Annotated in this window: 23 protein-coding genes; 8 read left to right on the top strand and 15 right to left on the bottom strand. The window is 66.0% G+C overall.

Going from position 1 to position 25,552, the window contains the following annotated elements; all coding sequences use genetic code 11:
- Positions 1 to 10: 10 nt before the first annotated feature.
- The 11 genes from WM2015_RS10335 to WM2015_RS10385 form a co-directional block, all read right to left on the bottom strand.
- Positions 11 to 1,279, bottom strand: coding sequence for a bifunctional folylpolyglutamate synthase/dihydrofolate synthase (locus WM2015_RS10335; protein ID WP_049725971.1), 1,269 nt, complete (start codon positions 1,277 to 1,279; stop codon positions 11 to 13).
- A gap of 4 nt (positions 1,280 to 1,283) precedes the next feature.
- Positions 1,284 to 2,219 (bottom strand): acetyl-CoA carboxylase, carboxyltransferase subunit beta, encoded by a 936-nt coding sequence (gene accD, locus WM2015_RS10340; protein ID WP_049725972.1) that lies wholly within the window; start codon positions 2,217 to 2,219, stop codon positions 1,284 to 1,286.
- Positions 2,216 to 3,052 carry a tryptophan synthase subunit alpha gene (gene trpA, locus WM2015_RS10345; protein WP_049725973.1) on the bottom strand — a complete coding sequence of 279 codons (837 nt, stop codon included), beginning with the start codon at positions 3,050 to 3,052 and terminating at the stop codon, positions 2,216 to 2,218. The genes accD and trpA overlap by 4 nt, the downstream gene beginning before the upstream one ends.
- Entirely contained in the window at positions 3,049 to 4,272 is a 1,224-nt protein-coding gene (gene trpB, locus WM2015_RS10350) for a tryptophan synthase subunit beta (RefSeq protein WP_049725974.1), read from the bottom strand. Before trpB ends, trpA begins: the two co-directional genes overlap by 4 nt.
- Complete coding sequence (locus tag WM2015_RS10355) at positions 4,265 to 4,882, bottom strand: phosphoribosylanthranilate isomerase (protein ID WP_049725975.1); 618 nt, start codon at positions 4,880 to 4,882, stop codon at positions 4,265 to 4,267. The genes trpB and WM2015_RS10355 overlap by 8 nt, the downstream gene beginning before the upstream one ends.
- Positions 4,879 to 5,679, bottom strand: a complete 801-nt coding sequence (gene truA, locus WM2015_RS10360) for a tRNA pseudouridine(38-40) synthase TruA (RefSeq protein ID WP_049725976.1) — start codon at positions 5,677 to 5,679, stop codon at positions 4,879 to 4,881. The genes WM2015_RS10355 and truA overlap by 4 nt, the downstream gene beginning before the upstream one ends.
- 17 nt (positions 5,680 to 5,696) lie before the next feature.
- The gene (locus WM2015_RS10365) at positions 5,697 to 8,612 is read right to left on the bottom strand and encodes a FimV/HubP family polar landmark protein (protein ID WP_156201082.1); all 2,916 of its coding nucleotides are present in this window, start codon (positions 8,610 to 8,612) and stop codon (positions 5,697 to 5,699) included.
- A 138-nt stretch (positions 8,613 to 8,750) separates the two neighbouring features.
- A complete protein-coding gene (locus tag WM2015_RS10370; RefSeq protein ID WP_049725978.1) occupies positions 8,751 to 9,776 on the bottom strand; it encodes an aspartate-semialdehyde dehydrogenase in 1,026 nt (341 codons plus the stop codon).
- Between the two features lie 78 nt (positions 9,777 to 9,854).
- Complete coding sequence (gene aroC / locus WM2015_RS10375; protein WP_049725979.1) at positions 9,855 to 10,946, bottom strand: chorismate synthase; 1,092 nt, start codon at positions 10,944 to 10,946, stop codon at positions 9,855 to 9,857.
- Between the two features lie 87 nt (positions 10,947 to 11,033).
- Positions 11,034 to 12,629 carry an electron transfer flavoprotein-ubiquinone oxidoreductase gene (locus tag WM2015_RS10380; protein WP_049725980.1) on the bottom strand — a complete coding sequence of 532 codons (1,596 nt, stop codon included), beginning with the start codon at positions 12,627 to 12,629 and terminating at the stop codon, positions 11,034 to 11,036.
- Positions 12,630 to 12,739: 110 nt separating this feature from the next.
- The gene (locus WM2015_RS10385; RefSeq protein ID WP_245609757.1) at positions 12,740 to 13,384 is read right to left on the bottom strand and encodes an arylesterase; all 645 of its coding nucleotides are present in this window, start codon (positions 13,382 to 13,384) and stop codon (positions 12,740 to 12,742) included.
- Here WM2015_RS10385 and WM2015_RS10390 point away from each other — a divergent pair.
- The 4 genes from WM2015_RS10390 to WM2015_RS10405 all read left to right on the top strand — a co-directional run bounded on the left by WM2015_RS10390 (position 13,383) and on the right by WM2015_RS10405 (position 19,170).
- Positions 13,383 to 14,132: an ABC transporter ATP-binding protein gene (locus tag WM2015_RS10390; protein ID WP_082169657.1), complete on the top strand. Its 750-nt coding sequence runs from the start codon at positions 13,383 to 13,385 to the stop codon at positions 14,130 to 14,132. The genes WM2015_RS10385 and WM2015_RS10390 overlap by 2 nt on opposite strands.
- The gene (locus tag WM2015_RS10395; protein WP_049725981.1) at positions 14,129 to 16,591 is read left to right on the top strand and encodes an ABC transporter permease; all 2,463 of its coding nucleotides are present in this window, start codon (positions 14,129 to 14,131) and stop codon (positions 16,589 to 16,591) included. The genes WM2015_RS10390 and WM2015_RS10395 overlap by 4 nt, the downstream gene beginning before the upstream one ends.
- A complete protein-coding gene (locus tag WM2015_RS10400) occupies positions 16,588 to 17,991 on the top strand; it encodes an MATE family efflux transporter (RefSeq protein ID WP_049725982.1) in 1,404 nt (467 codons plus the stop codon). Before WM2015_RS10395 ends, WM2015_RS10400 begins: the two co-directional genes overlap by 4 nt.
- 66 nt (positions 17,992 to 18,057) lie before the next feature.
- A complete protein-coding gene (locus WM2015_RS10405; RefSeq protein ID WP_049725983.1) occupies positions 18,058 to 19,170 on the top strand; it encodes a DUF885 family protein in 1,113 nt (370 codons plus the stop codon).
- A gap of 11 nt (positions 19,171 to 19,181) precedes the next feature.
- Here the strand turns inward: WM2015_RS10405 and WM2015_RS10410 are convergent, their stop codons facing one another.
- Positions 19,182 to 19,583 (bottom strand): hypothetical protein, encoded by a 402-nt coding sequence (locus tag WM2015_RS10410; protein WP_156201085.1) that lies wholly within the window; start codon positions 19,581 to 19,583, stop codon positions 19,182 to 19,184.
- A 104-nt stretch (positions 19,584 to 19,687) separates the two neighbouring features.
- Between WM2015_RS10410 and WM2015_RS10415 the strand changes: the two genes are divergently transcribed.
- The 3 genes from WM2015_RS10415 (at position 19,688) to WM2015_RS10425 (ending at position 21,433) form a co-directional block, all read left to right on the top strand.
- The gene (locus tag WM2015_RS10415; protein WP_082169658.1) at positions 19,688 to 20,212 is read left to right on the top strand and encodes a peroxiredoxin; all 525 of its coding nucleotides are present in this window, start codon (positions 19,688 to 19,690) and stop codon (positions 20,210 to 20,212) included.
- Between the two features lie 46 nt (positions 20,213 to 20,258).
- Positions 20,259 to 20,834, top strand: a complete 576-nt coding sequence (locus WM2015_RS10420) for a nuclear transport factor 2 family protein (protein ID WP_049725985.1) — start codon at positions 20,259 to 20,261, stop codon at positions 20,832 to 20,834.
- Positions 20,835 to 20,932: 98 nt separating this feature from the next.
- Positions 20,933 to 21,433: a chalcone isomerase family protein gene (locus WM2015_RS10425; RefSeq protein WP_049725986.1), complete on the top strand. Its 501-nt coding sequence runs from the start codon at positions 20,933 to 20,935 to the stop codon at positions 21,431 to 21,433.
- Positions 21,434 to 21,436: 3 nt separating this feature from the next.
- Here the strand turns inward: WM2015_RS10425 and WM2015_RS10430 are convergent, their stop codons facing one another.
- The 3 genes from WM2015_RS10430 to crcB all read right to left on the bottom strand — a co-directional run bounded on the left by WM2015_RS10430 (position 21,437) and on the right by crcB (position 23,226).
- A complete protein-coding gene (locus tag WM2015_RS10430) occupies positions 21,437 to 22,054 on the bottom strand; it encodes a cytochrome b (protein ID WP_049725987.1) in 618 nt (205 codons plus the stop codon).
- Positions 22,038 to 22,772: a tetratricopeptide repeat protein gene (locus WM2015_RS10435; RefSeq protein WP_169751151.1), complete on the bottom strand. Its 735-nt coding sequence runs from the start codon at positions 22,770 to 22,772 to the stop codon at positions 22,038 to 22,040. The genes WM2015_RS10430 and WM2015_RS10435 overlap by 17 nt, the downstream gene beginning before the upstream one ends.
- Before the next feature lie 73 nt (positions 22,773 to 22,845).
- The gene (gene crcB / locus WM2015_RS10440; RefSeq protein WP_049725989.1) at positions 22,846 to 23,226 is read right to left on the bottom strand and encodes a fluoride efflux transporter CrcB; all 381 of its coding nucleotides are present in this window, start codon (positions 23,224 to 23,226) and stop codon (positions 22,846 to 22,848) included.
- 170 nt (positions 23,227 to 23,396) lie between these two features.
- On the opposite strand from crcB, the gene WM2015_RS10445 reads away from it, so the two are divergent.
- Complete coding sequence (locus tag WM2015_RS10445) at positions 23,397 to 25,541, top strand: M3 family metallopeptidase (protein WP_049725990.1); 2,145 nt, start codon at positions 23,397 to 23,399, stop codon at positions 25,539 to 25,541.
- Positions 25,542 to 25,552 lie beyond the last annotated feature (11 nt).

Below are 25,552 nucleotides of genomic sequence, written 5' to 3' on the forward strand. Positions count from 1 at the left end.
GACAACCCGTTCAATGCGACTGAAGAAGCGGCCAGGCCTCGGCCACCGTACGGAACGAGCCGAACACGACCACCCGGCCCTTGGGCCCGGCGAGCTCGATCGCCTGCTCGACCGCCTCTGCCATGGATTCTACCGTGTCGACGCGCCCTGCGACAGGCGCGCGCTCCAGATCCGCGGCCAGCGCCCGCGCGTCGCGGACCCGGTCACCTTCCAGGGGCGGAACCAACCAGCGATCGAAACAGCCGGACAGCGCTCGTCCGATCCCGACCGCGTCCTTGCCTGCCAGGGCTGAAAAGACTGCAATCGTCGGCCGGGGGCCACTCACCCCCAGTTCACTGGCCAGGGCTCGGGCCGCGGCCGGATTGTGGGCCACATCGACCAGCACCTCGGGCGACGCCCCGAGCCTTTGCAGGCGGCCGCTGACCCGCGCGATCCGGACGCCGGCCTCGATCGCTGCGTCCGGGATGGCCAGACGATCACGCAGGAGCATGGCGGCCAGGCAGGCCGTCGCCGCATTGCCAAGCTGCCAGCGTCCCGCCATGGCCGGGATCGGCAGGTCCATCCGCTGATCCTTCCAGTACAGGCGAAACCCCGCCCCATGCCGTCGCCAACTGTACTCGTGGCCCGCGCGCCAGAGCGTCGCACCCGTCGCTTCGAGCACGTCATCCAGGCCCTTCGGGGGGCGCCGCTCGCCGAGGATCAGTGGCCGACCCGGCCTCGCGATGCCCGCCTTTTCGCGTCCGATATGCAGCCGGGTGGGGCCTAGCCAATCGGTGTGGTCGAGCGCGATCGAAGTGATCACGGCCACATCGGGATCCAGCACGTTGACCGCGTCCAGTCGCCCGCCCAGGCCCACTTCCAGGACCCAGACGTCCACCGCCTTTCGAGCGGCCAGTACGAAGCCAGTCAGGGTCACGTGCTCGAAGTAGCTCAGGAAGACATCGCCCCTGGCCTCCTCGACGGCGTCGAGCGCTTCGACGATGGCTGCATCGTCAGCCGGCCGGCCATCGATCCTGAAGCGTTCGGAAAAATCGATCAGGTGCGGCGAGGTGTAGGCGAAGCTGCGCAAACCCGCCTCGATCATCATCGCCTCGAGGTAGGCGACGACCGAGCCCTTGCCATTGGTTCCCCCGACCGTGACCACGGCCCGCGGCCGATGATGATCGCGACTGAGCCGGTTCCAGACCCGGGCGACCCGGTCCAGACCCAGCTCGATGCGGGATTCGGGCGAGCGCTGCTCGAGGCGCGCCAGCCAGGAAGACAGAGCGCGCGAACTCAAGGACTCAGGCGTCGTCGGCTCGCTCGCCCAGATCCTCGCCGGACTCGGCAGGCGATGATTCGAGCAGCTCGCCCTCGCGCACTTCCATCCGACGGCTGAGCATCAATCCGAGCAGCAGGTGCACACGCTGACGCAGTTCACGCCGGTCGACGATCTGGTCGATGGCGCCTTTCTCGAGCAGGAATTCCGACCGCTGGAAGCCCTCGGGCAGCGTTTCTCGAACGGTCTGCTCGATCACCCGAGGCCCGGCAAATCCGATCAGCGCATTCGGTTCGGCCAGATTGACGTCGCCCAGCATGCCCAGGCTCGCCGACACGCCACCCGTGGTCGGATGGGTGAGCACGGAGACATAGGGCAGACCGCGCTCGGCCATGCGCGCCAGACCCGCCGAGGTTCGCGCCATCTGCATCAGGGAAAACAGCCCCTCCTGCATGCGCGCGCCACCCGAGGCGGCGAAACAGACCAGCGGCAGCTCGGCATCGAGGCACTCGTGCACGGCGGCCATGAAACGCTCACCCACCACCGAGCCCATCGAGCCACCCATGAAGCGGAAATCGAAGGCACAGGCCACCAGGTCCATACCGAGCAGCTTGCCGCGCAGGGCCACCAGGGCGTCGTTCTCGCCGGTCGCCTTCTGGGTCGCGGTCAGACGGTCGCGATACTTCTTCGTGTCCCTGAACTTCAAGGGATCGACAGGCACCAGGTCGGCGCCAAGTTCGATCTGATCGCCCTCGTCGAGGAAGGCTTGCAAACGGGCCCGACCGGACAGGCTCATATGGAAGTCGCACTTGGGGCAGACCTGGAGGTTGCGTTCCAGCTCGGGTTGGTAGAGCACGGCGTCGCAGGCCTTGCACTTGGTCCAAAGCCCATCGGGCACCTTGCGCGACTTGCCGCCTTCGGTGCGAATCCGCGCGGGCATCAGTTTCTGGAACCAGCTCATGAAGCGTTTGCGGCCTTGTCCTGAATGGGGCCGTTATTGTCCATGGCCTGACGGACGGGGGCAAGGTATTCCTTCACGACCGCCACCGCCTGTGCCACGGACTCGCAGCGATCGAGGCGATCGACCAGGGCCGAACCGATGACCACACCGTCGGCCACCCGAGCCACGGCCGCCGCCTGCTCCGGCTCGCGAATCCCGAAACCGACGCAGACCGGCAGCTCGGCGTGCGCGCGCACCCGTTCGACCATCGGACCCAGACTGTCGACATCCAGGCTGGCCGCCCCGGTGACGCCCTTGATGGACACGTAGTAGACGAAGCCGCCGGCGAGTTCCGCCGTGCGGTCGAGGCGACGCTCGGTGGTCGTGGGCGCGATCAGGAAGATCTGATGCAGTCCACGGGCATCGAGCTCGCCACGCAGCTCGGCGGCTTCATCGGCCGGACAGTCCACGATCAATAGACCATCGACCCCTGCCTCCGAGGCTTCATCGGCGAAGCGGGTGATTCCGCGGCGCTCGATCGGATTGGTGTAGCCCATCAGGATCAGGGGTGTTTCGGCATCGCGCTCGCGGAAGCGGCGCACCATCTCCAGCACCCGATCGAGATTCATGCCCTGGTCCAGCGCTCGGGCACAGGCGTTCTGGATCACGGGTCCGTCGGCCATGACATCGGAAAAGGGCATGCCGAGCTCCAGCAGGTCGGCACCGGCCTCGACGGCCGCGTGCAGGATGTCCACGCTGGCCTCGGGGCTCGGATGACCCGCAGTGACGTACGGAATGAGCGCGGTGCGCCCGCGCGTCTTCAGATCGGTAAATCGTTGGTCGATACGGTTCAAAACTCGATGCCCTCCAGATCGGCCACGGTATGGATGTCCTTGTCGCCCCGGCCGGACAGGTTGACCAGCACGATCTCGTCGCTGGGCAGTTCGGCCGCCAGCTTCATGCCATAGGCGATGGCGTGCGCGCTCTCCAGGGCCGGCATGATGCCTTCGCTTCGAGTCAGCGCATGGAAGGCGGCCAGGGCCTCCTCGTCGCTGATGCCCACGTAGCGCGCTCGCCCGCTGTCCTTCAGCCAGGCGTGTTCCGGACCCACGCCCGGATAATCCAGGCCGGCCGACACCGAGTGCGTGTGCCGGATCTGGCCCGCGTCGTCATCGAGCAGATAGGTCCGACTGCCGTGCAGGACGCCCACGCGGCCTGCACACAGGCTGGCCGCATGCTCCAGGCCCGACAGGCCCCGACCGGCGGCCTCGACGCCGATCATCTCGACCTCGGAATCCTCGATGAAGGGGTGGAACAGACCGATCGCGTTCGAGCCACCGCCGACGCAGGCCACGAGGGCCTTCGGCAGGGTGCCGAACTCTTCGAGCATCTGCGCGCGCGCCTCGCGACCGACCACGGCGTTGAAATCACGCACCATCGCCGGATAGGGGTGTGGACCGGCGACCGTGCCAAGGATGTAGAAGGTGTCGTCCACGTTGGTGACCCAGTCGCGCATGGCCTCGTTCAAGGCGTCCTTCAGCGTTCTCGAGCCGGCCGTGACGCTGACGACTTCGGCGCCGAGCAGCTTCATGCGGTAGACGTTGATCGCCTGGCGCTTGACGTCATCGGCGCCCATGTAGACGACACAATCCATTCCCAGACGAGCCGCCACCGTGGCCGAAGCCACCCCATGCTGGCCGGCGCCGGTCTCGGCGATCACCCGCTTCTTGCCCATCGCGCGAGCCAGCAGGCCCTGACCGATGGTGTTGTTGATCTTGTGCGCGCCGGTGTGGTTGAGATCCTCGCGCTTGAGCACGATCTTCGCTCCTCCCATCTGCCGGGTCAGGTTCTCAGCTACATAGAGGGGCGATGGCCGACCGACGAAATGGGTCAGATCGCGATCCAGCTCGGCGAGGAAGTCGGGGTCTTTCAGGTACTTGCGCCAGGCTTCATCCAGCTCTTCGAGTGCGGGCATGAGGGTTTCGGAGACGAAACGCCCGCCGAATGCACCGAAATGCCCGGTCGCATCGGGAAGATGGACTTCGGGCGCCAGATTTCTTGCTGGATCAGCCATGTTGCGATACCTCGTTGACTGCGTTGATGAATGCTCGAATTAGCCTATCACTCTTGATTCCAGGACGCGTTTCGACGCCGCTGGACACGTCGACGGCCTCGGGCCGCGTCCGGCGGCAGGCCTCGGCGACGTTGTCGGGATCGAGCCCGCCGGCCAGGATCCAGGGCCTGGGGAGATCCGGAATCGTGCTCCAATCGAATCGCTGGCCGCTGCCGCCCATGGTCGATCCCGCATGGGCATCGAGCAGCAGGGCATCGGCGCCGGCCCAGGCCCGATAGTCGGGAGCCGGTTCGGCCCCGGGCGCCAGTGCCTTGATCCAGGGCCGTTGGAAGCTCGCACAGAAGTCCGGCGATTCGTTCCCGTGAAATTGAAGCTGCTCGAGGGGCAGCTGGTCGATCACGCCCTGCACGGCCTCGGCCGAGGCGTTCATGAACAAACCCACCCGGACAACGAAGGGCGGCAGGGCCCGGGCGATTTCGCGCGCCTGCTCGATGGTCACGCATCGCGGGCTGCGCTCGACAAAGACCAGACCGATCGCATGCGCGCCGGCATGGCTGGCGGCAAGTGCATCTTCGACCCGAGTCAGACCACAGACCTTGACCCGAATCATCGATCCGCCACGGTTTCCTCGCCGGGGAAACCCACCTCTTCGCGAATCGGCAATTCCGGAAAGTCTGGATAGGTCGGGTACATGAACGTCAATCCGTCGGCCGGAGCCGTGATGCCGGCTTGGGTACGATCCCGCGCCTCGAGCAGCGATTCGATCCAGGAAATCGGCCGCCGATCGTCCCCCACAGCGATCAAGGCGCCCGCGATATTACGGACCATATGATAGACGAAGGCGTTCGCCTCGATGTCAATCCGGACTTCACAACCCGACCGACTCACGGCAACCGAATGCACGGTTCGAACCGGGCTTTTTGCCTGACAGCCGCGAGCGCGGAAACTGCTGAAATCATGCTCACCCAGAAGCGCCTGCGCGGCCTCGTGCATGCGGCCCGCATCGAGGGGGTGACGAATCCAGGACATTCGGCCCAGCTCGATGGCCGGCCGCACCCAGCGATTGAGGATTCGATAGCGGTATCGGCGCCGTGTCGCGGAGAAGCGCGCATGGAATCGATCATCGACCTGCCGCACCCAGAGCAGCGTGGCGCCCTCGTGCAACACGGTGTTGGCGCCCAGAACCCAGGAGCGCTCGCTGCGCTCGGCTTCCGTTTCGAAGTGAATGACCTGGCAGCGAGCGTGGACGCCGGTATCGGTCCGCCCGGCGCAGTGAACGGTCACCGGATGATCGGCCACCCGGGCCAGCGCCGCTTCGACGCTGGCCTGCACGGTCGGCGACTGGCGCTGACGCTGCCAGCCGAAGAACCGCGTGCCGTCGTACTCAACGCCGGCCGCAAGACGCATGAACCGTTCCGCCCGATCTACATGTCGTCGAGCAGTTCCTGCGCCTGCTCACGCTTGGCCCTGGAGCCGCCGTTGACGATCTCCTCGAGCAGGGTGCGGGCCGAATCGGGATCGTCCATCGACAGGTAGGCCCGCGCCAGGTCCAGCTTGACCTCGGCATCATCGTCGCTGAGTTCCGGTGCTTCCTCGTCATCAGCCTCCGGAACGCCCTCCAAGCTCGGTTCGACGTCATCGTCGAAGGAGGCCTCTTCCTCGCCGGAAGCCGTGTCCCGGCCGAGGAAAGCCTCGAGCTCCTGATTGCCGGTTTCCTCGGCGAGTTCCTGCGTGCTCAGATCGAGCGTTTCGTCAGCACCCGTCGAGACTCCCTCATCCTCGTCCGAATTGCCACCGGACGTGAAGGTCGCCAGTTCCTCGGCGTCGAGCTGAAGCGTGTCTTCGGAGTCGAGTTTCAGGGTGTCGTCGACCTCGTCGAGCTTGAGCGTGTCACCGGCATCGAGATCGTCGTCCTCATCGCCCAGATCGAGGTCGAGGGGAAGCCCCTCATCCTCGGACCGCGACGACTCGGAATCGCCGCCCAGAGTCTCGCCGCCCAGAGTCTCGCCGCCCAGGGACTCACCCCCGAGCGAATCCCCGCCCAGGTCCTCGAGCCCACCGGAATCCTCGGCACCGAGATCCAGGCTGAGGCCATCGTCTTCGTCGTTCTCGGCCGCATCGATCGAAACCTCGGGCTCGGAGACCTCGGCTTGGTCTTCGGAGCTCTCGTCTTCGGACGCGGTGGAGAAATCGAACGAGTATCCCGAGTCCGTGGCTTCGGCTTCGTCGTCGGCGGCCTCGGGCTCATCGTCCAGACGATCCGAGAGGGCAGCCAGGTCCATATCGATCGCATCGGACAGGGTTTCTTCAGCCCGATCCTCGCGGCTCGGAGCCGAATCGGCGTCATCGTCCTCCTGATCGAAGACGGAGGCCTCGGCAACCACATCGTCCTCGAATTCCGAGCCATGAATATCGTCACCGCTCGACGAGTCATCGCCGCCAAGAATCCCGAGCATCTCTCGAGTCTTGGTGTCCAGGCCTTCGTCATCGTCGTCATCGAGACCGATCGAGGCCGTTTCCGGCGGCGTCAGCAGCGGATGATCCGGTGCATTGACGACAGCCAGATTCAGTGCCTCCTGCCAGCGCGGATCGTCATCATGGTCGACCACGGCGTACATGCCGTCGAGGGCATCGGAAAAGGCACTTTCATCCCCTTCCGCCGCCAGGGTATTGAGCAGGGCCAGATGCGCATCGAGATCATCGCGGTTCGATGCCACTCGCTCGCGTGCTGCCTCGACATCGACGCCGGTCACTCCGGCGCTCGGTCCCGCGGCGTCTCCGGAAGCCCCGCGCTTGCGCAACCACCAGAAGGCGCCTGCACCGCCGGCAAGCACGAGCGCCAGCACCGCCCAGATCCAGGCAGGCAATCCACCCGAGCCGGTATCCGTGACGGGCATGGGTGCAGGCTCGGCCATGGTCGGTTCGGTCGTGCTCGCCTCTTGCTGCGTGCTGTCGGTATCGCTTGCGCCCTGTTCGGCATCGACCGTCTCGGCCGGAGCCTCGCTCGCGACTTCCTCGCCCGCACCGAGCTCGTCTTCCAGCTGGCGGAAATAGGCGTCCACCTCGTCACCCGTTGCCTCTTCGGCGCTCGCAGCGGCATCGGCAGCGGCCATTTCCGCTTCCGCCGCACGGGCCTCGCGAGCGTCCCGCAGACGCGCTTCGAGGTTGGCCATTTCTTCGTCGGCGATAGCCAGACCAGCCATTTCCCGGGCTTCGATCGCGTCCCGGATTTCTTCGATCTGCCGGTAGAACTGGTCGTTCTCCAGCCCTTCGGTGTACATCTGGTCTTCCAGTTCGCTGAGCCGCGCACGCGCCTCGCTCAGCTCGGCTTCGGACACGGCCGGACCCTCGTCGTCGACTTCACCTTCGGGCGGCACGACTTCCAGACGATGCACCACGTCATCCACCGGCGCTTCCTGCTCGGGCTCGGACTCGACTTCGACTTCGGGAATGGCTTCATCGGCGATTACCGGCACTTCGGCCACGGCCGCACCCGGCTGCCAGGCCTGCATCTGGGCGCGCATGCGCCGATCGGCCTCGGCCGCATCGATGCCGAGCACCTCGTCGCTGCTCGGCATGGTCAGCTCGGCACCGCGGCGAAGCTGATTGGCGTTGCCGTTGATGAAGGCCTGCGGGTTGCGATCCAGAATCGCCAGCATGACCTGGTTCATGGTCATCCCCGAACTCGGGCGCCAGCTGTAGGCAATACTCCAGAGGGTCTGGCCAGGGGCAATCGGGCCAACGACATTCGGCCGAACCGCGGCCGGGGCGCGCTCGACCGGTTGCGCAGCCGGACGGGGCTGCGGCTCCGGTGCCGGCGCGGCTTCACGCGCCGGAGCGGGCGCCGGACGCGGACGCGTGGCTTCGGGCTGACGAGCCGGTTCGGCCGGCATCGAACGGGGCGCGGCCTCGGTGTCGACCCGGCGAATCGGCGGCGCCACCGGCACCGTCGGCGGATCCAGGAACAGCGTGTATTCGCGCAGCACGCGGCCGTTGGACCAGCGCGCATCGATCAGCACCTGGACGATCGGATCTTCCACCTCACGCGAGGAACGGACGCGGATCAAGGGCGGGTCGACCCGACGGTCGACGGTCACATCGAGACCGAGCGACAGCGCATCCGATGGGATGCCCAGTCGGTCGTAGTCGGAGGAGAGCGCGGGCGCCACGGTCAGCGAATCCAGGCTGCCGCCGGCGGGCTCGATCAGGCGGATGCTGACGTCAAGTGGCTGTCCCAGATAGGAATCGACCCTCGCCTCGCCCAGGCCCAGCGCTCTCAGCCAGTCGGCCGGGAACAGCAGCAGCAGCGCAAGCAGCAAGCTCGTGGTAATGACTTTCATCGTTGTTGGACGCATCGACCCGACCACCCTCTTCTGACAAAACTTTTAGTTAATTCAAGCGAGTATACCAATGACTTCACAAAATAAGAAACCATGGTTTTTCGACTCCCGACCGCGCCCCGCAGCGGACCCGATCCATCATGCGCCTTGCACCCCGATCAGACGCTCCGCAATCTGCACCGCGTTGAGCGCCGCTCCCTTGCGAACATTGTCGGAAACCACCCAGAAATCAATACCTTTGGGGTGACTCAGGTCGCGCCGCAGGCGCGCGACGAAGACCTCGTCGTGCCCGGCCGCATCGACCAGCGGCGTGGCCAGTTCCCGATCGGCCATCAGACGGACGCCGGGGGCCGCCGAGAGTAGTTCAGTCACGGCATCGATCTCAATGAAATCATCGGTTTCCAGATGAATCGCTTCACCGTGTCCGACAAAGACCGGCACGCGCACGGCGGTTGCGTTCACCGCGATCGCTTCGCTGCCCAGGATTCGCCGGGTCTCGTGGTGCATCTTCATCTCTTCGCGAGTGTAGCCGTTGTCCTCGAAGCGATCGATGGCCGGAATCAGGTTGAAGGCGATCGGCGCCGAGAAAACCTCCGGCTCGGGGTCGCGGAAATTGAAGCGGTCGGCGCACTGCCGGCCGAGTTCCTCCATCGCCTGCTTGCCCGCCCCCGAGACCGACTGGTAGGTGGCGACGTTGATACGACGCACGCCCACGGCGCGGTGAATCGGTGCGACCGCCAGCAGCATCTGGATCGTCGAGCAGTTGGGGTTGGCGATGATGCCCTGCCCCGGCCAATCGTCGAGGACCTCGCCATTGACCTCCGGCACCACCAGCGGCACGTCGTCGTGCATCCGGAAATGGGAGGTGTTATCGATCACCGTGCAACCGGCGGCCGCCGCGCGAGGAGCGTGCTCCGCCGACACGGACCCGCCGGCTGAAAACAACGCGAAATCAACACCTTCGAAGTCGAAGCTCGCCAGATCGTCGACCACCAGCGAACGGCGGCCGAAACTGACCTCTCGACCCACGGAGCGCTCGCTGGCCAGGGCCACGACCTCGCTGGCGGGAAAGGCACGCGAGGCGAGCAACTCCAGCATGGTTTCACCCACGATGCCGGTGGCCCCCACGACGGCTACCCGATATCCCTTCTTGTTCTCGCTCATCACTGCCTCGGACGGCTGGTCTGCTTGGGAAGAGCGCAGAGTAACGGAATTGTCACTCCGATAGGGAAGCAACGAACTTCAAGTCGGAATCCGGGGCTCCTGTGGACCGACATCGCCGCACTGGGCTCGGTGCAGGAGGTAGTGATCGAGGATCGTCAGGGCCAGCATGGCCTCGACGATCGGCACGGCGCGAATGCCGACGCAGGGGTCATGGCGACCCGTGGTGATGATCTCGACCGGCTCGCCTCGAACATCAACGGTTCGGCCAGGCAGCCGCAGGGATGAGGTGGGTTTGAAGGCCACCGCCACATCGACGGGCTGACCGGTGGAAATCCCGCCCAGCACGCCGCCGGCATGGTTGGACTCGAAGCCTGCCGGCGTGATCTCGTCGCGATGCTCCGTGCCCTTCTGACTGACCGATGCAAAGCCGGCGCCGATTTCCACGCCCTTGACGGCGTTGATGCTCATCATCGCCGCCGCCAGATCGCCGTCGAGCTTGGCGTAGACGGGCGCCCCGAGGCCGACCGGCACCCCGGTCGCCCGCGCCTTGACCAGGGCGCCGACCGAATCGCCCGACTTCCACAGCCGCTTCATGAAGTCCTCGAGCTCGGGCACTCGCTCCGGATCCGGACAGAAGAACGGGTTGCTATCGATCGCTGCGGGATCGAAGCGTTCGTCACAGACCTGATCACCGATCTGCGCCAGCCAGCCGACCACCTCCACACCGAGCCGGTCTTTCAGGTACTTGCGCGCCAGGGCTCCGGCGGCCACGCGCATGGCGGTCTCGCGGGCCGAGGAGCGCCCGCCGCCCCGGTAGTCGCGTAGTCCGTACTTGTGGTGATAGGTGTAGTCGGCGTGTCCCGGGCGGAACTGAGCAGCGATCCGGCTGTAATCCTTGGACCGGGCATCGGTGTTGTAGATCAGCAGGGCGATCGGCGTGCCGGTGGTTCGACCTTCGAACACCCCCGAGAGAATCTGCACATCCTCCTGCTCCCGACGCTGCGAGGTATGTCGACTCTGGCCCGTCGCCCGACGCATCAACTCGCTGCGAATCTCCTCGGCGCTGATCTCGATGCCGGGAGGGAAGCCATCGATGACACAGCCGATCGCCGGCCCATGGCTTTCACCGAAAGTCGTCACGGTCAGGACGCGACCGAAGGAATTACTCATGTCTGGCCCCAGGGAAAGAAGGTATTCGTTTTGTCACGATGCGCAGGAATCGGGCCCGATGGCGCTTCGCCGGACCGGGCCCGGACCTCAGAGATTGCTGTAGTTGGGTCCCGAGCCCCCCTCGGGCGTGACCCAGTTGATCACCTGGTAAGGGTCGGCAATGTCACAGGTCTTGCAGTGCACGCAATTGGCCGCGTTGATCTGGATGCGCTTGCCGGCATCGTCCTCGACCACTTCGTAGACGTTCGCGGGACAGAAGCGGGTGCAGGGATTGCCGTATTCCTCTTCGCAGCGGCTGAAACAGACGTCCGGCTCGACGATCTTCAGATGGATCGGCTGATCCTCGTCATGGGCCGTGGCCGCAAAGTACACGGAAGCCAGGCGATCGCGCGGCGGCAGCTCCCGATCCACCCAGTCATAGTCGAAACCACCCTGCTCCAGACGCCGGAACTGCGCGTGGTCGGCGTGGTTGGGCAGGGTCCGGGGCAGTTTGCCGCCCGTCACCGTCTCGATGGCCGCGGTCGCCATGCCGCGCCACAAGCCCTTGTTGAAGCCCGGGCGGATATTGCGCACGGCCTTGAGCTCGGCCACGATCTCCGAATCCCTCAGACGGGCGTCGAAACCCTCGCTGGACAGACCCTCGGCCAGGTGTTCGGCCGCGAGCATCCCCGATTTCATCGCCTGGTGCGTGCCCTTGATCTTGGGCACATTGAGCAGGCCGGCCGAATCACCGATCAGGATCGCCCCGGGCATCTCCACCCTGGGCAGGGACTGGAACCCCCCTTCGGAAATCGCACGCGCCCCGGCCGACAGGATCTCGCCCCCGTCCAGCAGTTCACGCATATGCGGATGGTGCTTGAATTGCTGGAAGGCCTCGAAGGGCATGAAATTCGGGTCCTTGTAGTCCAGGGCACACACGAAGCCGATCGCCACGCGATCCTTGTCGAGGTGGTAAACGAAGCTGCCACCGTAGATTTCATTCGGCAGAGGCCAGCCCACCGAGTGCTGGATCAGCCCCGGCTCGACGCGCCCGGGCGGGAGCTGCCAGAGCTCCTTCATGCCGATGCCATAGGTCTGCGGATCACAGTCGGCGTCGAGCTTGAAACGCTGGATGGCGCGCTTGGTCAGATGCCCTCGGCAACCTTCACCCAGCACGGTCATCTGCGCCCGGATTTCGATGCCCTGGACATAGCTGTCCTTCTCCTGGCCCTGACGGTCGACGCCCAGGTCACCGATGATCACACCCTGGACCGAGCCGTCTTCGGCGTAGCTCAGGTCCGCGGCGGCGAAGCCCGGGAACAGGTCGACCCCCAGCGCTTCGGCCTTGGGCGCCAACCAGGCACACATGGCCCCCAGCGAGACGATGAAGTTTCCATGGTTCTTCTGCTGGGGCGGCGTCGGCAGCTTGCGCTTGCCCGTCTTGCTCAGCAGCAGGAATTCATCGCGACCGGCTGGCACACAGATCGGCGGCGGATCGTCACGCCAGCCTTCGATCAGCGCGTCCAGCGGCTCCGGCTCGATCACGGCACCGGACAGGATCTGAGCGCCGATCTCGGAGGCCTTTTCGATCACGCAGACGCTGGTCTCCGGCGACAATTGCTTGAGACGGATCGCGCAGCTCAGACCGGCCGGGCCGGCACCCACGACGACCACGTCGTACTCCATCACTTCACGTTCGGACATACCCTTTTCACCTCGTCACCGATGCGTCGATCGGCAGACAGCCGCCTGGACGGCCGAGAAAAACCAGCGGGAGATTCTAACTGATCCGGGACCCCGGACCGGGCCAGGACCTATTGTGGAACCCTCAGAAACTCGCTCAGCGAGGGCCAGACCTGCTCGAGCATCAGCGGTTGCGCAGCCTCGGTCGGATGAATCCCGTCGGCCATGATCATCCCTGGCTGATCGAAGATCGTTTCAAGGAAGAACGGCAGCAGTTCGACCTCGTGGTGCTCGGCGAGCGACGGATAGAGCCCCTCGAAGCGCCGGAGGTAGACCGGACCCAGGCTGGCCGGCAGACGGATCTGCATCAGCGCCACCTTCGCGCCGCTGGCCTTGCTCTGATCGATGATCGCCGCCAGGTTGCGGTGGACCTGCGCCGGACTGAGTGCCCGGAGGCCGTCATTGCCTCCTAGAATGATCAGTACATGGTCGGGTGCATGGGCCTCGAGCAGGTCGGGCGTGCGGTAGGCGGCACCGGCGGTGGTCTCACCGGAGATGGCAGCATTGACGACCGTCCAGTCGTCGCCCAGGCGCTCGGCCAGCAGATGGGCCCAGCCCGCTTCACGCGACATGTCATAGGCGTCTGACAGACTATCGCCGATAATCAGGAGCCGGTGCTCGGCGGCCTGCACCCAAGTGGACACGGCCAGTAGGACTAGGGCCAATGGCAGAACGGCCGGACTCAGGCTGAGCGGAGAGGTCAGTTTTCTCATCATGGCGAACAATTCATCCCGGAATCAGACGTCGAGCGATCCCCTGTTGGTCTGCGACCAGGTCGGCTATGCCGTGCAGGCACCCGGCGGCCGACTGGAGATTCTCAACGATATCAGCCTGCAATTGAATGCGGGTGAAACCCTGGCCATCGTCGGTGCTTCCGGGTCCGGCAAGACCACCCTGCTCGGCCTGCTCGCGGGACTGGAACAGCCGACCAGCGGACGCATCGAGCTGGCCGGCGAAGACATCAACCGGCTCGACGAGAACGGCCGTGCGCGGCTCCGGCGTCGACGCGTGGGCTTCGTGTTCCAGAGCTTTCACCTGCTGCCCAGCCTGACCGCGCTCGAAAACGTCCTGCTGGCCCTGGAGATCGCCGGCTTCGACGAGGCGCAGAAGCGCGCCACTCGGGCGCTCGAACAGGTGGGGCTCAGCCACCGCATGGATCACTATCCCCGACAGATGTCCGGGGGCGAGCAGCAGCGCGTGGCGATCGCAAGGGCATTCGCCGGGGACCCGGCCATCCTGTTCGCCGATGAGCCCACGGGCAATCTGGATCGACGGACCGGCGAGACCATTGCCGACCTGCTGTTCGAGATCAACCGAAAACACGGCACGGCCCTGGTGCTCGTCACGCACGATCTGCGCCTGGCCAGTCGCTGCGCCCGGATCGAAGAAATCGAGGACGGTCGACTGATCGATCCGCAGCAAGGGCTGGGGGCCTCGCTCGCCGACAGCTCGGCGGCCCAATGAACAGTTTCACACTGTCCTACCGGCTGCTGCTGCGCCAGGGGCGATCCGGCAGCCTCGGCCTGCTGGTGGCCGGACTGCTGGTGGCAACGGCCGCCCTGGTCGCGGTCAGCGTCTTCACCGACCGCGTGGGTCGGGCCCTCGACCGTCAGGCGGGTGAGGCCCTGGCCGCCGATCTCGCCGTGGCCAGCCGCCAGCCGATTCCCGAAGCTTTCCGTGAGCAGGCCCGTGGCCTCGGGCTCGACACCGCCGAACTGATCACCCTGAGCACGGCCGTCTTCGTCGGCGAGGAATCCATGCTGATCGACGTCAAGGGCGTGTCCGACAGCTACCCGTTGCGCGGCCAGCTCCAGGTCGCCGACTCCGCCGCGGGCCTCGGGGAGGCCACAGACGAGATTCCGGCACCGGGTCGCGCCTGGATGGAACCCCGGGGCCTACGCTATCTCGGTGCCGAGGTCGGCGACATCGCCCTGGTCGGCGTGCACGAACTCACGATCGAGAAATCCCTGGTCTACGAGCCCGACCGCGGCGGCGGCCCCTTCATGCTGGCGCCTCGTCTGCTCATCCATCTCGATGACCTCGAATCCAGCGAATTGCTCGGCCCGGGAACGCGGGCGCGATACCGGCTGCTCGTCGCGGGGGAGGAATCGGCCCTGGCCGAATACAGCGACTGGCTCGAAGACCGGATCGATGCCAACCAGCGCGTGATCACCGCCGCCGAAGCCGACGAACAGACGGGGCTGGCCCTGACCCAGGCTCGCCGATTCCTCGGCGTGGCCGCCCTGACGACCCTGATTCTGGCGGCCGTCGGCGTGCTGCTGTCCGCCTTGCGCTTCGCCCGCGCCCAGCGCGACCTGGTGGCGCTGCTCAAGAGCTTCGGCGCCACCAGCGCCCAGGTGATGATGGCGCTGACCCTGATGCTGCTCTGGCTCGTGGGCCTGGCCGTGGTCCTCGGCGGGGCGACCGGCATGGCGGCTCAAGCCGTCATCGCCCAGCTTCTGGCGGACGGGCCTGCGGGCGCGCTGCCACCTCCACGGCTGACGCCGATCCTCGGCTCCGCCGCATTCACGCTGCTGCTCGCGGCCGGCTTCGCCTTGCCGCCACTGCTCAATCTGCGTCAGGTGCCGCCGATGCGCATCCTGAACCAGTCCCTGGACCAGCGGGTGGGCGTCAAGGGTGCGCTCTGGCTGCTGCCCATCGCCGGCGCGCTGACGATTCCCGTGCTGCAGCTCGGCAACCTGAAGCTCGCCGCAATCGTCCTGGGTGGAAGCCTGGTGCTGACCCTGCTGCTTGCCATCAGCGGCTGGATCGGCATGCGCCTGAGCGCCAGTCTGTCCACCCGGGCGCGCTCGGCCTGGCGCTTCGGCCTGGCCGGCCTGCGTCGGCGGCGGGCTGCCGGCGTCATCCAGATCACCGCGCTTGGGCTCGGCCTGATGGCGCTGCTGCTGTTGATGATCGTTCGCACCGAGCTGCTCGGGCAATGGCGCGGCAGCCTTCCGGAAGACACCCCCGACCACTTCATCGTCAACATCCAGCCCGACCAGGTCGAGGCGGTGCGCGGACGGCTCGAAGCCGCCGAGGCCCAGCGACTGCAGATCCGTCCCATGGCCAACGTCAATCTCGTCGAGACCAGCGGCGAACTCAACAACGCCGACCGGCTCGGCCGCCAGGTCAACGTCAGTTGGATCGACGAGCTGCCACCGGCGAATTCGATCAGCGAGGGTCGATTCTTCTCGGCGGACTCCACGGGAGAGATCTCGCTGGCCCGTCGCTGGTCCGAACGCACCGGAGTAAAGCTCGGCGACACCCTGACCTTCGAATCGGGCGCCCAGCGCTTCACCGCCACCGTGACCAGCATCCGAGACGTCGAGTGGGACAGCTTCAACGTCAACTTCTTCATCCTGCTCAGCCCGGACGCCGGGCAATCCCTGCCCCACCAGAACATCGCCAGCTTTCACCTGCCGCATCCGGACCCGGAGCTGCTTCGTTCGATCAGCCAGCAGTTCCCGAACCTCTCCATTCTCGACGTCGGCGCCCTCCTGGATCGCGTCGGCGAAATCATCGACCGGGTCAGTTCCGCGGCCCAGGTCGTGTTCTTCTTCACCCTGCTGGCGGGCCTGGTCGTGCTGCTGGCGGCCCTGGAGGCCACGCGCGACGAACGACGCCATGAATCGGCCCTGATCCGGACCCTCGGCGCGGACAACGCCCTGATCCGACGCGGACTGCTGATCGAATACGGCATCATGGCCCTGATCGCGGCCTTCCTGGCCACCATGGGCTCGGCCCTGACCGGTTGGCTGCTGGCGCGCGAACTGTTCGACTTCCGCTACGCGCCCTCCCTCAGCCTGTTCCTGGCCGGTTTCATCGCCGCTTTCGTGCTCGTGGTCGGCAGCGGCTGGCTGGGCAATCGCTCGGTGCTCGCCACGCCGCCGGTGCGCATCCTGCGCACGGGCAAGGCATGAGCCAGGTCGACGCGAAGGCCAGCGCCGTCGGCGCCGAGGACGACCACGACCCACACGCCGATCTGATCCTCAAGGGCAAACCCTGGACAGTGATGTGGGCCATGTCATGGCCTGCCGTCGCCGCCATGATGCTTTGGGGCCTGAACGCCATCATGGATGCCGTGTTCATCGGCCAGCTGATTGGCGAACAGGCGCTCGCCGGCGCCGTCATGGCCTATCCCCTGACCCAGCTCACGCTCGGCCTGGGCTCCCTGGCCGGCATCGGGGGCGGCGTGGCCCTGTCGATCGCGATCGGCCGAGGCGAACGCCAGCTGATGCGCCGCCTGCCGGGCACCACCCTGGCCGTCGCCGCTGGCCTGTCACTGATCTATGCAGTGCTCGGCGCCGGCTTCGCTGAGTCCTTGGTGGCCGGCATGGGCGCCGAAGACGAACTGCTTCCGATCGCCGCCAGCTACCTGCGCGCCTCCGCCCTGGGCGGCTTCGGCGCCATCGCCGGCATGGCGCTCAACATGCTGCTTCGCGGCGAGGGCAAGATGAAGCTGGCCGCGACTTTCATGGGCACCGGTCTGCTGGTCAATATCGCCCTGACCCCGGTCATGATCCTGGTCTTCGACCTTGGGGTCGCCGGCGCCGCCTGGGCGACCAATATCGGCGTTGCCGTCGGGGGGGTACTCATCTGGCGGCGCTTCGCCCGCGGACGCGCAAGCTATCCGGTCGACACCGGCTACATCGGCTTCCATCCGGAACTGGTCCGGCGCATCCTTCGCCTGGGGGCCCCGGCAGCGATCATGAGTTCGATGGGCGTGATCCAGGCCATCGTCGTGTTCAACATGCTGGCCCAGGTCGGCAGTCAGGCCGATATTGCCTTCTTCGGCTCGGCCTGGCGCGTGCTGATCTTCATGCTGACCCCCTTGTTCGGCCTGATGCGCGCCTTTCAGCCCGTTGCCGGAATCAACTACGGTGCCGGCCAATGGGAGCGCGTCCGGGAGAGCTACTGGACCTTCGTTCTGGCCGGGGTGCTATTGATCCTGCCCCTCTGGCTGCTGATGAACCTGTTCCCCGAACAGACCCTGACCCTGATGCTGCCCATGGCCGGATTCTCCGATCTCGACCTGCACCGCTTTCGAGTGCTGATGCTGGTCCTGCCGGTCCTGCCGATCGTGTTCACCGCGCTGGCCCTGCTTCCGGCCATCGAGCAACCGGGCAAGGCCACTCTGGTCTCTGTCTCCCGTCAGCTGCTGTTCTACGTGCCGGTCATGCTGACCCTGCCCCGTCTGATCGGCGTATCGGGAATCTACTACGGCGCCACTGCCATCGATCTCATCTGCACGCTCTGGCTCCTGCTCATCGTTCGACGCGCCTTTCGGCAACCCGGGCCTCCACAACCGGCACCCGGCTGACGTGCTAACATCCGTTTGGCGTTTCGGGGGACGCACTGACTGGTCTTCTGGAACTCGCAAGAGCCGATGCTTGCCGCTTTCTCCCGTTTCTCCGTCCTGGTGCTGTCCTGCCTCCTGGCCCTGTCCGGCTGCCAGCACGCCGAGCCTCCTGTCCAGCCCGACCCTCGGCTCATCGAGCGCTTCGATGCACTGCGATCGACCTACTGGCTGGACTACTGGGCTTCGCACCCGATCGAAGCCACGGCCAGTGGCTATCTGATCTACGCGGATCGACTTCCTGCGCGACGACGTGCAGACCTGGAACGCGAAATCGAGCAGGTCCGCCACGAGTTGGCCGCGCTGGAGCGCTTCCGCGGCGACGCATTGACCGATCCGGCTCGGCAGAACGAGTGGCACCGTCTGATCCGCCATGCCCGAGAACGTCTGCTTCTGCTCGAGCGGGTCGGGCAATGGCAGCGCGATCCGCGCCTCTACCTGGCCGCATCGGCCTTCGAGCAACTGACAGAGGAGACGCTTGCTGCACGGGAGCGGCGTGCCCAATGGATGCTGGCGCGCCTCCAGCAGCTGCCGTATCTGCTAGCCGCCGGCCAGGACAATCTGAACCGGGCGCCGCAGCGCTTCACCCTGTCCGCCATGCGCCAGGCGTCGGCCCTGAGCGAGCGTCTGGCAACGCTGGTCGAGAGTCTGATACCGGCGGCGCCCGAGCTGTCCGACGGTCTGCAGTCCGCCCTGCTCGCAGCGCAAACTGCGCTGCTGGAGTACCGGCGCCATCTGGAAACCGTCGTCTTGCCGGAAAGCCTGGCATCGGCGGCGATCGGGCCGGCGCGCTACGAGGACTTCCTGCAGGAGGTTCACGGCCTGGATCTCAGCCTGGATCAGTGGCTGGAACAACTGGACGAGCAGTGGGAGGCTGCGGCCGATGCGGGATCGCTGCTGGCAGAAGATCGGAACCACCTGGCGCTGACGCGCCTGGACGCCCTGCTGCACAGCCAGCGAATGAGTGCCGATCAGGCCCGGCATTTCCTGATCGACCAGCTGGGCATGGCGCACGCCGAAACGGCCGCCGTCGTCGATGCCCTGCTGACCCATCCTGCTCGGGTGCTGGCCGGCGATGCACCGTGGCCTTCCCCGCAGACTCGTCTGGCAGCGGAGCCCCCCATCCAGGCGCCGCCGAGCTGAGGCCTGAACGGCTAAGACTTGCCCACGTCCCGGATGATCTCGAAGCGAACGACCTGACGCTTGGCGTCGTCGCTGCCACGCTTGCCTGGCTCGCTGGCCGCGTGGCGACCGATGAACTTGCGATCCTGGCCGGGCGGCACTCTGAACACGAGCAAGGCGTTGCGACTGGCGGCCAGTGGGCGGTCACTGATCAGGGTGAACCAGGGTCGATCCCCCACCTCCGCGACGGTCACGCTGACGTGCCGTCCGGCCGGATCATCGAGGTCGGAAACGGCACCGTTGAAGATCTTCGACTGTCCCCGACGATCCAGGCTCAGATTCAAGGACAGGCCCGCGCACATTTCCTCGGCGCGCCGGAGGGTCTCGCTCGAGAAGGTCTCGAAAGGATCGGTGTCGTCAGCCATCTCACTCACCCTGAATTCACGACTCGTTCACATTATAAGGAAAATCTATTGATCCGATACTCACGCGCTACCCGTGAGACTAGGAGCATTCAGACAACGCCAGGGGTTCCGGCATGTTCATCCGCATCCTGTCCATGACTTTCCTTCTTGCTTGCGGCTCCGCCGCTCTTGCCGGCTCGGAGCGGTCCGCACCGGACTTCCGCCTGCAGGACCAGAACGGTGAATGGCATGCATTGAGCGACTATGCCGGTGACTGGCTGGTCGTGTACTTCTACCCACGAGCCGATACCCCTGGCTGCACGACCGAAGCCTGCAACTTCCGCGACAACATCTATGCCTTCCGCGGTGTCGGTGCGGAAGTGCTCGGCATCAGCACCGATCCGGTCGATGCGCAGAAGGCCTTCAGCGACAAGTACAGCCTGCCCTTCGCGATCCTGTCCGATGCGGATGGCCGGGTCGCGGCCGAGTATGGAGTGCTTGTGGAGCGCGGTGAGATCAACTTCGCGCGACGGGAAACCTTCCTGATCGGTCCCGACGGCCAGATCGTCAAGCATTACAGCCAGGTCGATCCGGAGTCGCACACCGACGAGGTGCTTGCCGATCTGCAATCGGCCCGGGCCGCCGCGGACGCGCTCTGAGCCTCGCCACCATGAAGGGGATCGTCATGACCACGGGTGACCGAACATGAGCAGGCGGACCATCAGGACCCTGGTCTTCATCGTCATCGCCAGCCTGATCACGATCGGCTGCCTGGCCCGGGGAGGCACCATGTCCAATTTCGATGAAAGCGAATACGATGGCGCCATGCAGCGCTTCCAGGGCTCGACGGAGGCCATCGACGAAGGCGTCCAGGCCTTCGTCGCCGCCTACGGCGACCTGACCCAGGCGGATCTGCGCGAGCGCATGACGGCCCTCTACGCGCCCGAGCTGTACTTCAACGACACGATCCACACCTTCAATGATCGCGAAGCACTGGTCGACTACATGAGCCGAACCGGCGATTCACTGGAGCAGAGCTCGGTCGACGTCAAGCAGGTGCTCAGGGACGGCAACGATGTCTTCCTGCGCTGGTCGATGGAATTCCGCTCCAGCGTGGCCGGCAAGGACATCCATTCCAGGTCGATCGGGATGACGCATCTGCGCTTCGACGGCGCCGGTCGCGTCGTCCTGCATCAGGACTTCTGGGACTCGGGTCATGCCCTCTACGCACAGCTGCCGGTGGTCGGCTTCTTCGTGCGCCGGGCGCACAACCGGATGTAGTGGCGGCCGTGCGGACACGAACGACAGTTCAGCGCTCCCGCAGCCTCGTGCCAGTTCAGGCGCTCGGCGCCGCCCTTGCATGCCTCACGGCACTGGCGATGGCGCCGGCCGAAGGACGATCTTCGCTGCAGGTCTGCTCGGAGCTGGAATTGCGCGTCGCCCTGCTGTTCAACGTGGGCACCGCTTCGCTCCACCTCGACGATTGCTCCCAGGCCGAGCGAGTCCTGGAGGAGATTCCCAAACAGTTCTCGCTGGTCACGGCAAGGGAATTCTCGGGTGAGGATCTGAGCCGCACCGCGATCGAAGTCCTGATGGACAACCTCGACCTGCAGACCGCGGCCGAACTACCGAGCTCTCTGGCCTGCATGGCCGATGCCTACGTCGATACCCGACCGGGTGATCGCTACGACGTGGTCTATGATCCCGCCGAAGGTCTGGCCATGTACCTCAACGACGAACTTCTGCGCCGCTGTCCGGACCAGGGCGACGGCGAGAAATTCTTCATGATCTGGTTCGGCGAAGAGCCCTTCCACCCGCGGCTGCGCGACGGCCTGCTCGAGCGCGCCCTGGAAGGAGCCGGCGGCGCGGCCGGCGGCTGAGTATCAGGAACGACGGCGTTTCTTCGAGCGCCGGGGATGTGAGCGAGCTTCGAAGGAGACCGGCCGGGAGCTTTGCCGTTCGAAGGGCAGCATCCTCCAGAGCACGCGTCGTTCGGGCGTGGCGCTGCGCAGGCCGCGCAGCGCACCGACGAGGTGAACCAGCACCGCGGCGAGCAACAGCCAGGCGCCGAGGTAGTGGGCCCGGTGCAGCCAACCCGCCAGATCACCCAGGGCCACCGACTGGCCCGCCAGACCGGGACCGGCCACGAAGGGGTCCAGCAGCCAGACACCGAGCCCGAGCAGCGGCAGGCCGATCATCAGGACGTAGAACAGCCCATGCACCGCCCGGGCCAGAGCTGCTTCGAAGCGACCGTAGACCGAAGGCAAGTCCGGCATGCGACCCTGCAGGCGCCAGCGAAGACGCAGCATCGCTGCGGCGAGCAGCAGCAGACCGACCATCAGATGCAGGCGCATCAACAAACCGCGTCGCGGATCCTCCAGCGACAGGCTGCCCATGAACAGGCCGAACAGGACCATGCCCAGCAGACCCAGCGCCATCGACCAGTGCAGGCGCCGGACCGAGCGTGGATAGGCCTTGGCGGCGTCAGCGATCGTGTTCATCCTCGATCACTTCCGTGTCACCCATATCCACTCGCCCACGGGCGAGGTTATTCATCTGCCAGGTCTCGTATTCGACCAACTGGCGCATGTCCCATTTCGCAGGATCGTAGTACTCGGAGCCGGGACGGCTCAGACCGAAGCCCTGGGCATCGATGACCCGGAGCATGCCCAGCAGGGCCGGTTGCCCCAGGCGCGAACCGGTGGAGCGACGCCGCTCGCGATCCATCTGCAGCTGGGCGCGCGGGATCGCCACCGCATCCCCGTACTCCGGCATCAACTCGGACTCCAGAATGGCTCGGGCGCGTCGCTGCTGTTCGCCATCCAGCAGGGCCCAGAGCTGATCGGCCGCCTGCTGAAGGGTCGGATAACCGCGCTCGGCGGACAGGGCCAGCCAGGCCCAGGCGCGCACCGGATCGAAGGCCGTGCCCTCGCCTTTCAGGTGCATGACGCCCACGTTGTACTGTCCGAACTTGTCGGCATAGCGACTCGCCCGCTCGTAGAAGTGGATCGCGCTGTAGTGACGGCCGATCGAATACAGACGCCGGGCCCGATTCATCAGCCAGTAGGACGGCATGTGTTCGTGGTAGGGAAACAGGGCCGACCCGGGTCGTGGCGGACTCGGCTCTTCCGCCTCGGCGCCTGCGGCCGGTGCGACCATCATCGTGGACAGCACGAACACCGCGCCGAGGAAATTACGGATGGGTCTGTTGCTTCGCATCATCACCTCTGCCAGAAATGGATTTCACGCTCCCAGGTCGATGTTACCAGCCGGCGGGCGAAGGGAGCGCGACTCAACTCCGTCCCGTCGTCATCGCCAGGCCGGCGGCGACCGCCAGCAGCCCCAGAAGCAGGCTGGCGCCCACGTACAGCACGGCCAGCCAGACGGCGCCCCGCTTCAGCATCAGGACGGTCTCCAGCCCGAAGGCCGAGAAGGTCGTGAAGCCCCCCAGCAGACCCACCATCAGCGCCAGCCGCAGCTCCTCGCTCCAGCCCGGCAGGCGCATGGCCAGGCCCCAGACCAGGCCAACGCACAGGGCACCCAGCACATTGACGATCAGGGTGCCGATGGGAAAACGCCAGTGTTCGGCCCATGCCAGTGTCCACAGCGCGATCCGGTAGCGAAGCAGCGACCCCAAGGCCCCGCCGACGGCGACCAGCGCAAGAGCTTTCATCGTTGTTCTCCTGATGGTCCAGATGATACGAACGGCCAGACTTCATTGGCCCGTCCGAGGCTCGAGGCATTCGCTCCTGCAACTCGAGCCCCAGCCGCAGCATGCAAGCGGCCGCTCATGCCAGCTGAGGTATGATGCGCCCGCACTGCACACGATACCTCGACTCGACCATGCTTCGACCCTCGGCGTTCGCCATTCTGCTGGCCCTGACCACGCTGAGCGCCTGTAATGACCGGACCTCGACCGACCCGACGGGGCTTTCGGACGAACCGTTGACGCCTCGCTCGAGTCTCGAAACCGAATCGCCCTGGCTGCAGGTCGACCCCATTCCCTTCGATCGCCTGGATCCGGAAGCGGCTGCCGAGCATCTTGAAGGGCTGATCGCAGCCAGCCAGCTGACCCTGGATCATTCGCTGCAATCCGGCGCCGTTCCCGCCAGCGTGGCCCTGGAGCGATCCGGCGCGCCCGTCGCCGCCTTCGCTGCCCGGTTCTTCGGACTGGCACAGCTGCATGACTCGGAGCCCTGGAACGAGGCGAACCGAGCGGTACGGGCCCGATTGAGCACCCATCTCGCCGGGCTGCGCGGCGACCGCCGCCTGCTCGAACACCTGCAGGACGAGCTGCGGTCGATGGACGCGCCGGATGGTGAGACCAGGCGCCTGGCGCAGCAGAGCCTTCGGCACCTCATCGACGAGGGCGCGGCCCTCTCCCCCGACGAGCAGCGCCACCTGCAGTCCATCGACGGCGAGCTGGCCGAGCTGAAAGCACGCTTCGATCAGAACCTGGAACGCGAGACTCGACGCTTCGAAATTCATGTCACCGACCCTGGCCGGCTGCGGGGCCTGCCGGCCAGTGCCATCGAGCAGGCCCGGCGCGATGCCAGGGACCGCGGCCACGACAATGGCTGGGCCCTGACCCTCGGCGTCCACAGCCTGTTCCCGGCGCTCCGTCACCTTCACGACCGGGAGCTGCGCAAGGCGCTCTATCAGGGCTGGCAGCGTCGGGCCGGTGGCCTGCGCTTCGGCCAGCAGCATGACAATCCGGCATTGATCGAGCGCATTCTCCGACTCCGCGCCGAGCGAGCCAGCTTGCTGGGCTACCGGCACCACCTCGACCTACGCCTGCACAGCGGCAGCCTCGGTGACTCGGACCGCCTGCGGAACTGGCTGGATCGACTGGAGGCCGCCGCCCGACCAGGGGCCGACGCCGAGATCGAAGTCATCGAGGCGATGATGCGCCTGGACGGGATCGAAGGCCCTCCGCAGGCCTGGGACCGCTGGTACTACCGGCAGCGCCTGATCGAGCAGGCCGGCCTGGATCAGGCGACGGGATCGATCGATTTTCCCCTTCGCGGGATTCTCGAGGCGGCCTTTGCCCTCTCGGAACGGCTCTGGTCACTCGAGTTCGAGTCCGTGACGGCGCCCGCCTGGCATCCCGAGGTCGAAAGCTGGCAGGTCCGCGATGGCGATGGCTCGCTCATGGGTCAGCTGATGCTCGACCTGGTGCATCGCCCGGGCAAGCGCGGCGGCGCCTGGATGTCCGTGTTCCGGCGCGGCCATGTCGATGAATCGGGACAGCGCGTTCCCCCGGTGGTCGCGATCATCGCGAACTTCCCACGGCCGCCTGGAACCGAACCGGTGCGCCTCAGTCCCCATCAGGTCGAAACCGTCTTCCATGAACTGGGGCACGCCCTGCACGAGATGTTCTCGATGACCCGCTTCGAGGCTCTTGCCGGCACCCAGGTGCCCGCCGATTTCGTCGAGTTCCCCGCCCTGTGGATGGAACGCTGGACCTGGATGCCCGGCACCCTGGAGGAATTCGTCACCGATCCTCGGACCGGTTGTCCCTTCTCCGAAGCCCTTCGCCGGTCTCTGGCCGAACGGCAACGACTCCTGGCCGGCCTGGACCTGCTCGAACAGATCGCCGCCGTTCGTCTCGATCTGGCGATGCACGAGCTGAGTGCGGAACAGGACGCCAGTCTGATGGCGCTCGAAGGCCGGATCCGGACCACGATGGACCTGCCCCCGCTGCTGGCACCGGCTCACCGCTTCGATGGCTATCGGGAATTGATCACCGGTTCGAAGGACGGGCAAGCCTACCGGAGCCTCTGGGCCGAGACCCTGGCAGCCGAGGCCTTCGAGCGAACCCGACTCGACAGATCGGTGGGCCGCCACACCCTGCAACGCCTGCGGCAGGACGTGCTCGCCGCCGGCAATGGCCGCGAGCCGGCGGCGGTAGTCAGGGAATTTCTGGGGGGCGAGCCCGCTCCCGATGCCCTGTTACGAGAACGGGCCGTGGGGGCCAGCGGCGACTGAGTCGCCCGGCG

The sequence above is a fragment of the Wenzhouxiangella marina genome, assembly GCF_001187785.1.
Classification (GTDB): domain Bacteria; phylum Pseudomonadota; class Gammaproteobacteria; order Xanthomonadales; family Wenzhouxiangellaceae; genus Wenzhouxiangella; species Wenzhouxiangella marina.